Annotated in this window: 14 protein-coding genes; 12 read left to right on the top strand and 2 right to left on the bottom strand. The window is 62.0% G+C overall.

Annotation, left to right across the window (positions count from 1 at the left end; genetic code table 11):
* The first annotated feature begins 176 nt into the window (after positions 1 to 176).
* The 9 genes from purB to AC5O5I_RS08895 all read left to right on the top strand — a co-directional run bounded on the left by purB (position 177) and on the right by AC5O5I_RS08895 (position 9,599).
* Positions 177 to 1,547, top strand: coding sequence for an adenylosuccinate lyase (gene purB / locus AC5O5I_RS08935; protein WP_172223333.1), 1,371 nt, complete (start codon positions 177 to 179; stop codon positions 1,545 to 1,547).
* Positions 1,548 to 1,628: 81 nt separating this feature from the next.
* Entirely contained in the window at positions 1,629 to 2,795 is a 1,167-nt protein-coding gene (locus AC5O5I_RS08930) for a ribosomal protein uL16 3-hydroxylase (RefSeq protein ID WP_494512372.1), read from the top strand.
* Positions 2,788 to 3,216 carry a GNAT family N-acetyltransferase gene (locus AC5O5I_RS08925; protein WP_494512371.1) on the top strand — a complete coding sequence of 143 codons (429 nt, stop codon included), beginning with the start codon at positions 2,788 to 2,790 and terminating at the stop codon, positions 3,214 to 3,216. Before AC5O5I_RS08930 ends, AC5O5I_RS08925 begins: the two co-directional genes overlap by 8 nt.
* Before the next feature lie 228 nt (positions 3,217 to 3,444).
* Positions 3,445 to 5,400, top strand: coding sequence for a DNA topoisomerase III (locus AC5O5I_RS08920; RefSeq protein WP_172286351.1), 1,956 nt, complete (start codon positions 3,445 to 3,447; stop codon positions 5,398 to 5,400).
* Between the two features lie 230 nt (positions 5,401 to 5,630).
* A complete protein-coding gene (locus tag AC5O5I_RS08915) occupies positions 5,631 to 6,920 on the top strand; it encodes an NAD(P)/FAD-dependent oxidoreductase (protein WP_494512370.1) in 1,290 nt (429 codons plus the stop codon).
* 80 nt (positions 6,921 to 7,000) lie between these two features.
* Complete coding sequence (locus AC5O5I_RS08910) at positions 7,001 to 7,831, top strand: alpha/beta fold hydrolase (protein WP_172286345.1); 831 nt, start codon at positions 7,001 to 7,003, stop codon at positions 7,829 to 7,831.
* 133 nt (positions 7,832 to 7,964) lie between these two features.
* The gene (locus AC5O5I_RS08905) at positions 7,965 to 8,177 is read left to right on the top strand and encodes an RHS repeat-associated core domain-containing protein (protein ID WP_256676319.1); all 213 of its coding nucleotides are present in this window, start codon (positions 7,965 to 7,967) and stop codon (positions 8,175 to 8,177) included.
* Positions 8,089 to 8,589, top strand: a complete 501-nt coding sequence (locus AC5O5I_RS08900) for an RHS repeat-associated core domain-containing protein (RefSeq protein WP_256676320.1) — start codon at positions 8,089 to 8,091, stop codon at positions 8,587 to 8,589. The genes AC5O5I_RS08905 and AC5O5I_RS08900 overlap by 89 nt, the downstream gene beginning before the upstream one ends.
* Positions 8,590 to 8,819: 230 nt before the next feature.
* Positions 8,820 to 9,599 carry a TSUP family transporter gene (locus AC5O5I_RS08895; protein ID WP_172286346.1) on the top strand — a complete coding sequence of 260 codons (780 nt, stop codon included), beginning with the start codon at positions 8,820 to 8,822 and terminating at the stop codon, positions 9,597 to 9,599.
* Here AC5O5I_RS08895 and nudC read toward each other — a convergent pair.
* Together nudC and AC5O5I_RS08885 are read right to left on the bottom strand one after the other, a co-directional pair.
* The gene (gene nudC, locus AC5O5I_RS08890) at positions 9,567 to 10,397 is read right to left on the bottom strand and encodes an NAD(+) diphosphatase (protein WP_494512369.1); all 831 of its coding nucleotides are present in this window, start codon (positions 10,395 to 10,397) and stop codon (positions 9,567 to 9,569) included. The two genes, AC5O5I_RS08895 and nudC, sit on opposite strands and share 33 nt — an antisense overlap.
* Before the next feature lie 37 nt (positions 10,398 to 10,434).
* Positions 10,435 to 11,247, bottom strand: a complete 813-nt coding sequence (locus AC5O5I_RS08885) for a crotonase/enoyl-CoA hydratase family protein (RefSeq protein WP_494512368.1) — start codon at positions 11,245 to 11,247, stop codon at positions 10,435 to 10,437.
* 172 nt (positions 11,248 to 11,419) lie between these two features.
* Here AC5O5I_RS08885 and AC5O5I_RS08880 point away from each other — a divergent pair, with 172 nt between their 5' ends.
* The 3 genes from AC5O5I_RS08880 (at position 11,420) to AC5O5I_RS08870 (ending at position 14,544) form a co-directional block, all read left to right on the top strand.
* Positions 11,420 to 12,124: an RHS repeat-associated core domain-containing protein gene (locus tag AC5O5I_RS08880; protein ID WP_372242888.1), complete on the top strand. Its 705-nt coding sequence runs from the start codon at positions 11,420 to 11,422 to the stop codon at positions 12,122 to 12,124.
* A 97-nt stretch (positions 12,125 to 12,221) separates the two neighbouring features.
* Positions 12,222 to 13,724, top strand: a complete 1,503-nt coding sequence (gene nhaB / locus AC5O5I_RS08875; protein WP_494512367.1) for a sodium/proton antiporter NhaB — start codon at positions 12,222 to 12,224, stop codon at positions 13,722 to 13,724.
* Positions 13,725 to 13,920: 196 nt separating this feature from the next.
* Positions 13,921 to 14,544, top strand: a complete 624-nt coding sequence (locus AC5O5I_RS08870) for a dihydrofolate reductase family protein (RefSeq protein ID WP_494512366.1) — start codon at positions 13,921 to 13,923, stop codon at positions 14,542 to 14,544.
* The last annotated feature ends 49 nt before the right edge of the window (positions 14,545 to 14,593 follow it).

Below are 14,593 nucleotides of genomic sequence, written 5' to 3'. Positions count from 1 at the left end.
CTCAAGGCCTGCGCAGTAACCTGTGGGAGCTGGCTTGCCGGCGATGAGGCCAGAACAGGCAATGCACAAAGCCGCACCTGATCCATGGCCAGACCTTTGGTCAGCCACCCGACTCGGGCGCAAATTTCATGTATGATATGCGCCCTTCCAAAAGCCTGACTGTCCGAGAACACCCCATGCAGCTTTCTTCGCTCACTGCGGTTTCCCCTGTAGACGGCCGTTATGCCGGCAAAACCCAGGCCTTGCGCCCCATTTTCAGCGAATTCGGCCTGATCCGTTTCCGCGCCCTGGTCGAAGTGCGCTGGCTGCAGCGCCTGGCCGCCCACCCGCAGATCGGCGAAGTGCCGGCGTTTTCCGCCGAAGCCAACGCCCTGCTGGACAGCCTGGCTAGCGATTTCAAGCTGGAACACGCCGAGCGTGTCAAGGAAATCGAGCGCACCACCAACCACGACGTCAAGGCAATCGAATACCTGCTCAAGGAGCAGGCTGCCAAGCTGCCAGAGCTGGCCAACGTCAGCGAGTTCATCCATTTTGCCTGCACCAGCGAGGACATCAACAACCTGTCCCACGCCCTGATGCTGCGCGCCGGCCGCGACGACGTGCTGCTGCCGCTGATGCGCCAGATCGCCGACGCCATCCGCGCCCTGGCCCACGCCCACGCCGATGTGCCAATGCTGTCGCGCACCCACGGCCAGCCGGCTTCGCCGACCACCCTGGGTAAAGAGCTGGCCAACGTCGTGTACCGCCTGGAGCGCCAGATCGCCCAGGCCGCCGCCGTGCCGCTGCTGGGCAAGATCAATGGCGCCGTGGGCAACTACAACGCCCACCTGTCCGCCTACTCGCAGATCGACTGGGAAGAAAACGCCCGCGCCTTCATCGAAGACGAACTGGGCCTGCAGTTCAACCCGTACACCACCCAGATCGAGCCGCACGACTACATCGCCGAGCTGTTCGACGCCATCGCCCGCTTCAACACCATCCTGATCGATTTCGACCGTGACGTGTGGGGCTACATCTCGCTGGGCTACTTCAAGCAGAAGACCGTCGCGGGCGAAATCGGCTCGTCGACCATGCCGCACAAGGTCAACCCGATCGACTTCGAAAACTCCGAAGGCAACCTGGGTATCGCCAACGCGCTGTTCCAGCACCTGGCCAGCAAGCTGCCAATCTCGCGCTGGCAGCGCGACCTCACCGACTCCACCGTGCTGCGCAACCTGGGCGTGGGCTTTGCCCACAGCATCATCGCCTATGAAGCCAGCCTGAAAGGCATCGGCAAGCTGGAAGTCAACCACGCCCGCATCGCTGCTGACCTGGACGCCTGCTGGGAAGTGCTGGCCGAGCCGATCCAGACCGTAATGCGCCGCTTCAACATCGAGAACCCCTACGAGAAGCTCAAGGAGCTGACCCGTGGCAAGGGCATCACCCCTGAAGCGCTGCTGACCTTCATCGATGGCCTGGACATGCCAGCCGAAGCCAAGGCCGAGCTCAAGCAGCTGACCCCCGCTACCTACATCGGTAACGCGGCAGCCCAGGCCAAGCGCATCTAAGCCGACCGTCGCGTGCAACGCCCGGCCTGGCCGGGCGTTTTTATTCCCGGACGAAAATTACTTTTTTTCAATAGGTTGAACATGAATCCTGATACTCCACTGCAGCTGCTCGGCGGCATCTCGGCCCGCGAATTCATGCGCGACTACTGGCAGAAGAAGCCGCTGCTGGTGCGCCAGGCCTTCCCGGACTTCATCAGCCCGATCGACCCCGACGAACTGGCCGGCCTGGCCCTGGAAGAAGAAGTCGAGTCGCGCATCGTGCTCGAACATGGCGCACACCCGTGGGAGCTGCGCCGCGGCCCGTTCAGCGAAGAAACCTTCGCCGAGCTGCCGGAAAAGGACTGGACCCTGCTGGTGCAGGCCGTCGACCAGTTCGTCCCGGAAGTCGCCGAGCTGCTGGAAAACTTCCGCTTCCTGCCCAGCTGGCGCATCGACGATGTAATGATCAGCTTCGCCACCCCTGGCGGCAGCGTCGGCCCGCACTTCGACAACTACGACGTGTTCCTGCTGCAGGGCCACGGCCAGCGCAACTGGAAGATCGGCCAGATGTGCAGCAGCGACAGCCCGCTGCTGGAACACGCCGACCTGCGTATCCTCGCCGACTTCGAACAGAGCGACGAGTGGACCCTGGAGCCCGGTGACATGCTGTACCTGCCACCGCGCCTGGCCCACTACGGCGTGGCCGTGGACGACTGCCTGACCTACTCGGTCGGCTTCCGTGCCCCAAGCGCCGCCGAAGTGCTGACCCACTTCACCGACTTCCTCGGCCAGTTCCTGCCTGACGAAGAGCGCTACAGCGACGCCGACGCCCAGCCGGTCGCCGACCCGCACCAGATCCAGCACGACGCCCTCGACCGTCTGAAGGCGCTGCTCGACAAGCACATGGGCGACAAGGACCTGCTGCTGACCTGGTTCGGCCAGTTCATGACCGAGCCGCGTTACCCGGAGCAGGTTGCAGGCGAAGAGCTGAGCGAAGAAGAGCTGGTCAAAGCCCTCGAGGATGGCGCCATCCTGATCCGCAACCCAAGCGCGCGCATGGCCTGGTCCGAGCTCAACGACGATCTGATGCTGTTCGCCAGCGGCCGCAGCTGCCCGCTGCCAGGTAAACTGCGCGAGCTGCTGAAGCTGGTGTGCGCGGCCGATGCGCTGCACATCGAAAACCTGGCAGAGTGGCTGGAAGACGAAGATGGCCTTATGCTGGTACAGCAACTGGTCAAACAAGGAAGCCTGGGATTCGCCGATGAATAAGATTCATGTGCGCCTTGCCGATTGGCACAAGGACAATGCCGATATCCGTCGCATTCGTGAAGCGGTGTTCGTCGCCGAACAGCACATCCCGCCAGAGCTGGAGTTCGACTCGGAAGACAACGACGCACTGCACTTCCTGGCCCTGGAAGGCGACTACCCGATCGGTACTGCCCGCCTGCTGGCGGACGGCACCATCGGCCGCATTTCAGTGCTGAAGGACTGGCGCGGGCTGAAGGTGGGTGATGCACTGATGAACGCGGTAATCGCCGAAGCGCAGAACCGCGACCTGAAGCAGCAGACGCTTAGTGCACAGGTGCACGCCACGCCGTTCTACGAGCGCCTGGGCTTTCGCGTGGTCAGCGAGGAATTCCTCGAAGCCGGCATCCCGCATGTGGACATGGTGCGCGACTCACGCGCCTGATCCATAACCTGTACTGGCCTCTTCGCGGGTAAACCCGCTCCCACAGGTACCCCACAGCCCCCAAATGCTGTGCGGTCCCTGTGGGAGCGGGTTCACCCGCGAAAGGGCCGGCACACGCGACAGACATTCCTGCTGACAAAACCTGTACATCCATCCAGATAAAACTTGCCTCCGCGCCCCCGCTTGCGCATCCTAGTGCCCATCACCCCCGATGAAGCGTTCCCGGCCATGCGCCTGTTCCTCTGCGAAAAACCCTCCCAGGCAAAAGACATCGCCAAAGTGCTCGGCGCCACCCGCAAGGGCGACGGCTGTTGGCAAGGTACCGACGTCTGCGTCACCTGGTGCATCGGCCACCTGCTGGAAACCGCCCCGCCCGACAGCTACGACGAACGCTACAAGCGCTGGAACCTGGCCGACCTGCCCATCATCCCGGACACGTGGAAGATGCTGGTCAAGCCCAAGACCGCCAGCCAGTTCAAGGCGGTCAAGCGCCTGCTCGGCGAAGCACGGGAGCTGGTGATTGCCACCGACGCCGACCGCGAAGGCGAGATGATCGCCCGCGAGCTGGTCGAGCATTGCCGCTACCGTGGCCCGGTGCAACGCCTGTGGCTGTCGGCACTGGACGACGCGTCCATCCGCAAGGCCCTGGCCCGCCTGCTGCCAGGTCACGAAACCTTCAACCTGTACCATTCGGCGCTGGGCCGCTCGCGGGCCGACTGGCTGATCGGCATGAACATGAGCCGCCTGTTCACCTTGCTGGGCCGGCAATCCGGCTACCAGGGCGTACTGCCGGTGGGCCGGGTGCAAACACCCACCTTGCGCCTGGTGGTCGACCGCGACCGCAGCATCGCCGATTTCGTGCCGGTGCCGTTCTGGGCCATCGATGTTCAACTCGAACACGCTGGCCAGCGGTTCAACGCCCAATGGCGTGCTCCTGAGGATGCTTGCGACGATCAGGGCCGCTGCCTGAAGCAGGGTCTGGCACAACAGGCCGCTGCAGACATCGGCAATGCCGGCACGGCCCGGGCGGTAAAAGTGGCCACCGAGCGCGTGCGCGAAGCCGCACCGCTGCCCTTCGACCTGGGCACCCTGCAGGAGCTGTGCTCGAAAAAGTTCGGCCTTGGCGCCCAGGAAACCCTCGACATCGCCCAGGCCCTGTACGAAACCCACAAACTGATCACCTACCCGCGCAGCGACTGCGGCTACCTGCCCCAGAGCCAGCACGCCGAAGCACCGGCCATTCTTGCCGCGCTGCAACGGGCCGATGCCAGCCTGGCACCACTACAGCCCCACCTGGAGCCGCAGCGCCGTTCGCGGGCGTGGAACGACGCCAAGGTCAGCGCCCACCACGGCATCATCCCCACCGCCGCCGCCAGCGACCCGTCGCGCCTGCCGGCCAAGCACAAGGCGGTGTACACCCTGATACGCGCCCGCTACCTGGCGCAGTTCCTGCCCAACCATGAGTACGACCGCACCCAGGCCGACTTCGACTGCGCCGGCCATGCCCTGCGCGCGGTGGGCAAGCAGATCGTCGAACCGGGCTGGCGCCGTGCGCTGCCTGAAGCGCTGACCCCGGCCAAGGGCCGCGAAGCACCGCCTGCGCAGGTGCTGCCAACGCTGCGCGAAGGCCAGGACTGCAGCGTGCAGGGCCTGCAACTGAAGGACCTGTGGACCCAGCCACCCAAGCCGTTTACCGAAGGTGACCTGATCAAGGCCATGAAGAACGTGGCCAAGTTGGTGGACGATCCACGGCTGAAGCAGAAGCTCAAGGAAACTACCGGCATCGGCACCGAGGCCACCCGTGCCAGCATCATCCAGGGCCTGCTCGACCGCGGTTACCTGGTCAAGAACGGCAAGGCACTGGCGGCCACACCCGCAGCCTTCAGCCTGATCGATGCCGTACCCCGCGCCATTGCCGACCCGGGCACCACCGCAGTTTGGGAGCAGGCGCTGGACATGGTGCAGAGCGGCGAGATGAGCCTGGAAGAGTTCGTAGCCCGGCAGTCGGCGTGGATGGGCAAACTGGTGGAGCGCTGCAGCGGCATGCGCATGATCATCAGCGGGCCGGCGGCGGGGGCTGCGCCGCCGTGGAAAAAAAAGCGCCGTAGCGGCGGGAAAGGTAAGACGACAGGCGCGAAGACTGCGAGCAAGCCGCGTCAACCTCGGAAAAAGGCGGCAACCTGAGGCGGTTGCACTGTCGCCCCCTCTCGCCGGCAAGCCAGCTCCCACAGGCCCTGCACATAATTCGAGAACTGTGGCGATCTTGTGGGAGCTGGCTTCCCGGCGATAGGGCCAGATCAGGCATTACATAACATCCAGGCAAACCACAAACCTTGCCCACCCCATTGGCATCATGAAATTTACCTGCTAAGTTTTCATGAAAATAACCACAATAATTTTCATGAGGCCATTGCATGTTCAAGCAGTCTGCCCAGCATATAGCCAGCTACTACGCCCAGACCTACCCCGCCAGCATCCCCCTGCGCCCCACCCTGCAAGGCACCCACGACACCGACGTGCTGATCATCGGCGCTGGCTTCAGCGGGCTGCACATGGCCTTGCGCCTGACCCAGGCCGGCAAGCGCGTGACACTGCTCGAGGCCAGCCGCGTGGCCTGGGCCGCGTCCGGCCGCAACGGTGGCCAGGCCCTGCTGGGTTGGTCGTGCGACATGCCCCCGCTGGAGAAGGCCCTGGGCCTCGAACGAACCCAGCGCCTGTGGGCGAGCATGTGCTGGGCCGCCGAGGAGCTGCGCGAGCTGCCCGGGAGGCATGGTTTCGATATCGATTACCGGCTGGGCAGCCTGTGGACCGCCGTGCTGCCGCGGCGGGTGAAACTGCTTGAAGAAGCCCTGCACGATGCTGAACGCAAATGGGGTTACGACGCCCTGCGCCTGATCGGCCGCGACGAGCTGCCGCAATGGATCGACAGCCCGCGCTATCAGGCGGCGCTATACGACGCGAAAGGCGCGCACCTTAATCCGCTGAAACTGGCCCAAGGGCTGGCCGGCACCCTTGAAGCCGCTGGCGGGCGCATCTACGAACAGAGCCAGGTGCTCAGCTACCAGCAGGCCGGCGACGGCTATGTTGCCCGCACCGATCACGGCGACGTACGCAGCCAGGTATTGGTGCTGGCCTGCAACGCCTACATCGACCGCCTGGACCGCAGCTTGTCTCGCCGGCTGTTGCCGGTCGGTTCATACCAGGTGGCCACCGCACCACTGAACCCCGACTTCGCCCGCTCGCTTCTGCCGCGCAACAGCTGCGTGATCGACAACCAGTTCGTGCCCGATTACTTCCGCCTCACCCCGGACAATCGCTTGCTGTTTGGGGGTGGCTGCACCTACCTGGGCGGCATTCCGAAGGATGTCGCCAACGCCACCCGCCCTTACCTTGAGCGGGTGTTCCCGCAACTGGCCGGGGTGGCCATCGACTATGCCTGGGGCGGCCATATCGATTGCAGCATCCAGCGCACGCCAGATGTCGGCTGCGCGGGCCAGCGCTACTGGTTGCAGGGCTTCTCCGGCCACGGCGTACTGCCTACCCTGGCCGCGGCGCGCGCGGTCAGCGATGCCATTCTGGGTGACGACGACCTGCTGAGGCTGTACCAAGGCATCGACAATGGCCGCTTCCCCGGCGGCGACCTGCTGGCGGCTCCGCTGGAAGCCGCCGCCAAAGCCTGGTACCGGATGCGCGACCGCGTCTGATCGACAACTCCCCGATACCCAGCAAAATCCCTCCTATTCTCAATAGCTCCCTTCGCTCCCTGCATCCAGGAGATACGACCATGAGCTATGTAACCACGAAGGACGCCGTACAGATCTTCTACAAGGACTGGGGCCCGCGCGACGCGCCGGTCATCCACTTCCACCACGGCTGGCCGCTGAGCGCCGACGACTGGGACGCGCAGATGCTGTTCTTCCTCGCCAAGGGTTACCGCGTAGTCGCACACGACCGCCGTGGCCATGGCCGCTCTAGCCAGGTATGGGACGGGCACGACATGGACCACTACGCCGACGACGTGGCGGCCGTGGTCGAGGAGTTGGGCATCCAGGGCGCCGTGCATGTCGGCCACTCGACCGGTGGCGGCGAAGTGGTGCGCTACATGGCCCGCCATCCTGGCGACAAGGTGGCTAAGGCGGTACTGATTGCCGCCGTCCCCCCGCTGATGGTGCAAACACCCGGCAACCCCGGCGGCCTGCCCAAGTCGGTGTTCGACGGATTCCAGGAGCAGGTAGCAAGCAACCGTGCGCAGTTTTACCGGGATGTGCCGGCCGGGCCGTTCTACGGCTATAACCGCCCCGGTGTCGAAGCCAGCGACGGCATCATCGGCAACTGGTGGCGCCAGGGCATGATCGGCAGCGCCAAGGCCCATTACGATGGCATCGTGGCGTTTTCCCAGACCGACTTCACCGAGGACCTGAAGGGCATCCAGCAGCCCGTACTGGTCATGCATGGCGACGATGACCAGATCGTGCCCTATGAAAATTCCGGACCGCTGTCGGCAAAACTGTTGCCCAATGGCACGTTGAAAACCTACAAGGGCTACCCGCACGGCATGCCGACTACTCATGCTGATGTGATCAATGCGGATTTGCTGGCGTTTATCAGAAACTGAGCATTATTTGAGCCGGTTGCTTGGAGCCTTGGTTTGCCAGCGACCGGCCGCGCTGCTCCTGGCAGTTCTGCCAGTTGTGGGTTAGCGGAGTCTGCTTGAGGATACGCCCACTGCTCGAGACTACAGGCTGATCATGTCGCGGACCACAAACAGATTCGCTTACACGTCCTACGGATACCACAATTCGGCACTCACTTCGGCCTGCACGCTTGGCTTTGCAGGCCAGCGCCTGGACGCTCTAATAAACGGCTATCCCCTTGGCAATGGATACCGAATATTCAGCCCGGCGCTGGCACGCTTCTTGTCCCCTGACAGCTTTCAGCCCATTTGGCGAAAACATACGTAATGCATACGCCTATTGCATAGGCGACCCGATAAACTCTTACGACCCCTCAGGGCATGTCCCGATATTTAGAACCAAGGCCTACTATCGCACCAAGGCCACAAGGGCCCTCAATGAAGACCCTAACTTGAAGAAGCAATACGGGGATATCCTGGAGGCCGACAGCGCTCGCAAAAAACATTACAAAGCAATCTACAGAATTTATAAACTTGAAAAGTCCAGTAGAGCATATGAAGCAACGCACATTGAGGAACTCCAGCGCGGGGATTACGGCATCGACGTCCAGACAGCGCTCTACGAGAGAGCAAGCAGACGGCCTACATCGGACAGTGGCGACTTCCCCTTGGCAGCTTCCATGGATTCAGAAGATGCATTGAAGTACCACGACAAACAGAGAAGAATTGAAAAATATTAGCTAGACTTGAAGAATTTGAAAGAGATTTGCATTCCGCCCAATTAGCAGCCATTGAGATTAGAAATCAGTCTTAATATTTCAACTGGTTCTACAACGAGTATGGCGGTGTGAGGCTGGTCTTGGATCGACTGCAGACATCGACGACTTACAAGCTCAGGCACTCCGTATTATCATTGCACCACTCCTCGCGGTCATTTGCCGCAGCCTGCCCTTCAGCTTGAAAGCCTCCCATGCCCTTCGAACTCACCGTAGAACCCCTAACCCTCCTGATCCTGGCCCTGGTCGCCTTCGTCGCCGGTTTCATCGATGCCATCGCCGGTGGCGGCGGCCTGCTCACCACCCCGGCGCTGCTCACCGCCGGCATGCCGCCGCACCTGGTACTGGGCACCAACAAGCTAAGTTCCACCTTCGGCTCGGCCACTGCCGGTTTCACCTACTACAAACGCAAACTCTTCCACCCGGCGCAATGGCGCCCGGCGCTGTTCGCCACCCTGGTCGGCGCACTGATCGGCGCTGTAGTAGCCCACTACATGCCAGCCGAATGGCTGAACAAGATGCTACCGGTGATCGTCTTCGCCTGTGGCATCTACCTGCTGTTTGGCGGCACGCCCAAGGCACCGCTGGATGCCGATGCACCCATCAAGAAAAAGTGGCAAATGCCGCAGGGCTTCACCCTGGGCTTCTACGACGGCGTGGCCGGTCCGGGTACCGGGGCGTTCTGGACGGTCAGCACCTTGCTGCTGTACCCCATCGATCTGGTGCGGGCCAGCGGTGTGGCACGCAGCATGAACTTCGTCAGCAACATCGCGGCGCTGACGGTGTTCATCATTTCCGGGCAAGTCGATTACGTGGTTGGCCTGTGCATGGGCCTGTCGGTGATGGTCGGCGCCTTCTTCGGCGCACGCACGGCGATCAGCGGCGGCAGCAAGTTCATCCGCCCGGTGTTCATCACCGTGGTGCTGGGGCTGACCGTGCGCCTAGCGTGGCAGCACTGGTTCGGGCAGGCCTAAGCGGCGAGCGACATAGAGGTCAATGAGGTATCGGGCAATCGAGCGCCCGGCCGGCAACGGCGGCAGGTCGTGGACGCTGAACCACTGGGCGTCCTCGATTTCGTCCGGCTGCATGACAATGTCGCCGCCCGCGTACTCGGCATGGAAACCCAGCATCATCGAGTGCGGGAACGGCCAGCATTGGCTGCCGACGTACTGGATGTTCTGCACCTCCACCGCCACTTCTTCCCGCACTTCACGCACCAGGCAGTCCTCGGCCGACTCGCCCGGTTCGGCAAAGCCGGCCAGGGTGCTGTATACCCCGGTGACGAAACGCGGCGAACGCGCCAGCAGAATCTGGTCGCCACGGGTGACCAGTACGATCATGCTCGGCGAGATGCGCGGGTAGCTGCGCAGGTCACAGGGCTTGCAGGACATCGCCCGCTCCCAACGGATTTGCGTCATCGCCTGGCCACAGCTGCCGCAGAAGCGGTGCTCGCGGGCCCAGGTGCCGATCTGTGCGGCATAGCCCAGCACTTTGTAGATGTCGAAGTCGCCTTCCAGCATGAACGCGCGCAGGCCGCGCCAGCTGCAGCCCGGTACCTGGGTGGCACTGCGCAGTTCCAGCAGGAACAGCGGCTGGCCGTCGAAGTGGCCGATACCGTGCTCGCACAGCACGTCAAGGTCCTGGCGCTTGAGCCATTCACGGGGGAACAGCGCGCCGTTGTCGTCCAGCAAAAACCCTTCCGGGCTGCGGGCCACGGCCAGCCCCCCGGTAATCTGCGGGTCGAGTACTGCGGTAGTCCAGCGTGCTGACATGTCGGGGGGTTCCTTGACTGCGCGTCCCCCGGCCCGATCAGTCGGCGAACGTCGGTTTCTGTTTGCTCATGTGTGCCGCCACGGCCACGCGCAGGTCTTCGGACTGCAGCATCGCGGCGTTCCAGGTAGCGACGTAGTCCAGGCCATCGTCGATGCGGTGGTCGCGCATGTAGCTGAGCATTTCCTTGGTGCCGGCCACGGCGATCGGTGATTTTGCGGCAATCTCGCGGGCGATGGCAAAGACCCCGTCGAGCAATGCGGCCTGATCATCATAGACCCGGTTGACCAGGCCTATGCGCAGCGCCTCGTCGGCCTCGACGCTGCGCCCGGTGAAAGCCAGCTCACGCATCATGCCGTCACCGATGATACGTGGCAAACGTTGCAGTGTGCCGACATCTGCAGCCATGCCCATGTCGATTTCCTTGATCGAGAACTGCGCATCAGGGCTGCAGTAGCGCATGTCGCAGGCCGAGACCAGGTCGATGGCGCCGCCGATGCAGTAGCCCTGCACCGCCGCCAGTACCGGCTTGCGGCATTTGTCCACGGCCGTGAACGACGCCTGCAGGCGCTGGATGGTCTTGCGCAGGAAGCGTGCATTGCGCCCTACGTCCTTGCCCATCTGCCCGGCCAGCGAGGCCAGCATCATCAGGTCGATACCGGCGGAAAAATGCTTGCCAGCACCACTGATCACCACCACGCGCACGGCGTCGGTGTCGTCCACCCACTGGAAAATTTCGATGATCTCTTCCCAGAAGGCCGCGTTCATCGCGTTGACCTTCTCCGGGCGGTTGATCTGGACGTGGGCGATGTTGTCGGTCAGTTCGACCTTGAATGCGCTGTATTCGGTCACGGGCGGCACTCCTGGGGCTGAAGGATTCATAGCGCCGGACTATAACCCACTACAGTGACGCTTCTTGCGCCAAAAGCAGGACCACAGCGCCCCCACCTGACATTTGTGCCAGTAGCTGTCCTAAACGATGCGGCAGATACTGGCAATACCCCCACCGCACAGGACCACTACAGTGACAAAATCAATTTATAACGCCTTTGAATGGCTAGCATTTACTCCCTATGGATATAGCGCCTTACTTCTTTCCGAACTCGGCTTCAGCGGCGAATACCGCAACACCCTCGGACTGTATGTTTTGGGCAAGGGTTATCGACACTACTTGCCGTCACTGGCGCGCTTTATGGGTCCAGATACGCTCAGCCCTTTCTACGAGGGCGGGTTAAACGCTTATGCATACTGCCAGGGTGACCCCATAAATCATACGGACCCTTCAGGCCACTATATCAAGAGGATATACAACCACCTTTCTGGAAAGTATAACGCAGGCACATTGAAACGTAAGCTGGAAAAGCTCGACAGGCCCAATGCGACCGACCTTACATCACCATTATCGAAGGATAACACCTTCAGCAAACGTGAATTCAAACACTTGGAAAACCACCTGATTGATACAAGCACCTTTTCAAGCAAGCTAGAAAAAAACATGACAGTTAATATCCAGAGAGACGAACTAAAATCAGCAAGCCCTCTAAACAAAAAAGACAGGCAGGCCGCCATACTGAAGAACGCGGTAAACGCAAACAAACTTGAGACACGCAAGTCGCGCGCGGACACACATCTTAGTACTCTCCGACAGTTTCAGTCTGTCATTGTAGAAGGCAAGAACCGGTTTGCGTCGCCGAAACTCATACGAGACCCAGCTAGCCTGAGCAACTGACCAACATGGCAAGCGAATATGTTTCACAGAGATGTCTTGCCTTGTATCCACCGATCCGGCACCGTGCGCCATTGTCGAATCATAAGGAAACATATTCATGACCCGCTCCCTGCCCAGGGCCCTTGCCCATGGTTTTCTGGGCCAGTCGCCGCTTTGGTACAAGGCGGTTATCTGCCTGTTCCTGCTGCTCAACCCACTGCTGCTGGTCAGCGTTGGCCCGGTTGCCGCTGGCTGGGCATTGGTGCTCGAGTTCATTTTTACTTTGGGCATGGCCCTGAAGTGCTACCCGCTAATGCCGGGCGGCCTGTTGCTGGTCGAAGCCTTGCTGCTGGAAATGACCACGCCGCAGGCGCTGTATGACGAACTGGTGCACAACTTTCCGGTCCTCCTGCTGCTGATGTTCATGGTGGCGGGCATCCACTTCATGAAAGAGCTGCTGCTGTTCCTGTTCTCGCGCATCCTGCTGGGGGTGCGCTCCAAACCGGTATTGGCATTGCTGTTCTGCGTGTTGTCGGCGTTCCTCTCGGCGTTTCTCGATGCACTCACGGTGACCGCCGTCATCATCAGTGCCGCTGTCGGCTTCTACGCGGTTTATCACCGCGTTGCTTCCGGGGCCAACCCACGCGAAGAGACTGCGCTGGACAGCGACCAGCAGGTAGCGCAGCTGCACCGTGATGACCTCGACCAGTTCCGCGCCTTCCTGCGCAGCCTGCTGATGCACGGCGCCGTCGGTACTGCCCTGGGCGGCGTCTGCACGCTGGTGGGCGAGCCGCAGAACCTGCTGATCGGCCATGAGATGGGTTGGCACTTCGCCGACTTCTTCCTCAAGGTAGCGCCGGTGTCGGTGCCGGTGCTCGCCGCCGGCCTGGTGACCTGCGTGCTGTTGGAGAAGCTGCGCCTGTTCGGTTACGGCACGCTGATGCCCGAACCGGTGCGTCAGGTGCTGGCGACCTATGCGGCGCAAGACGATGCCGCGCGCACCCAGGCCCAACGCATTGCACTGTGGGTACAAGGCCTGGCCGCGCTGATCCTGATCGTGTGCCTGGGGTTGCACGTGGCGGAAGTTGGCCTGATCGGCCTGATGGTGATCGTGCTGATTACCGCGTTTACCGGAATCACCGATGAACACCGCCTGGGCCGGGCGTTCCAGGACGCGATGCCGTTCACCTCATTGCTGGTGGTGTTCTTCGCCGTGGTGGCGGTGATTCATCAGCAGCAGTTGTTCAGCCCATTGATCAGCTGGGTACTGACGCTGCCGGCCGAGCAGCAACCGGGCATGCTGTACCTGGCCAACGGTTTGCTGTCGGCGATCAGTGACAATGTGTTCGTCGCCACCATCTATATCACCGAGGTGAAACAGGCGTTCCTCAATGGCGGGATGAGCCGCGCGCACTTCGAAACCCTGGCGGTGGCGATCAACACCGGCACCAACCTGCCCAGCGTGGCCACGCCAAATGGGCAGGCGGCGTTCCTGTTCCTGCTGACCTCGGCGATTGCGCCGCTGATCCGGCTGTCGTATGGGCGGATGGTGTGGATGGCATTGCCCTATACCGTGGTCATGGGTGGGCTGGGGTGGTGGGCGGTGACCTACTGGTTGTGATGTAGACCTGTACCGGCCCTTTCGCGAACAAACCCGCTCCGACAGGATCGCCACAGGTTTCGAAAACTGTGCAGTACCTGTGGGAGCGGGCTTCACCCGCGAAAGGGCCGGCACAGGTTTCCGCTGTCGATTCTGCCCTGCGCCATTCGACTACCCAATGCCCACAGCCACCCCGGCTGGCATCAGGAGAGTCCCCATGCGCAAACTCATCGTAGCCGCCTTCATCAGCCTCGACGGCGTCATGCAGGCCCCCGGCGGCCCACAGGAAGATACCAGCGGCGGGTTCAGTTACGGCGGCTGGATCGTGCCCTACGCCGATGAGGTATTCGGCCAGGCCATGCAGAACCTGTTCAGCCAGCCCTTCGAACTGCTGCTGGGCCGGCGCACGTACGATATCTTCGCGGGCTACTGGCCAAAGATAAAAGACAACTCGGAAGATTTTTCCATCGCCAATCTGTTCAACAGCGTGGCCAAGCATGTGGCCACTCACCACCCCGCTACCCTCGACTGGCACAATAGCCAAGCCCTGGGCACGGACATCACCACTGCGGTGAGTGTGCTGAAACAACAGGAGGGCCCCGCCCTGCTGACCCAAGGCAGCGCCGAGCTGGTGCAGCAATTACTGGCAGCAAGCCTGGTCGATGAACTGCAGTTGCTGATCCACCCGCTGCTGCTCGGCCACGGCAAGCGCCTGTTCGGTCATGACGCGGCGGCCGCAGCCTTCACCCTGGAGCATTCCGTGGTTTCGCCCAAGGGCGTGGTCATCGCCCGTTACGTGCGCGCAGGCCAGGTGCAGACCGGATCATTCGACAAAACGTAACTGCGTACAACTTTTGCCCCGCGCCAGCATCGAAACACAGGTAAGCCCC

Source organism: Pseudomonas sp. 9_2_1 (genome assembly GCF_059295275.1).
This window is presented reverse-complemented; position numbering and strand designations above follow the sequence as displayed.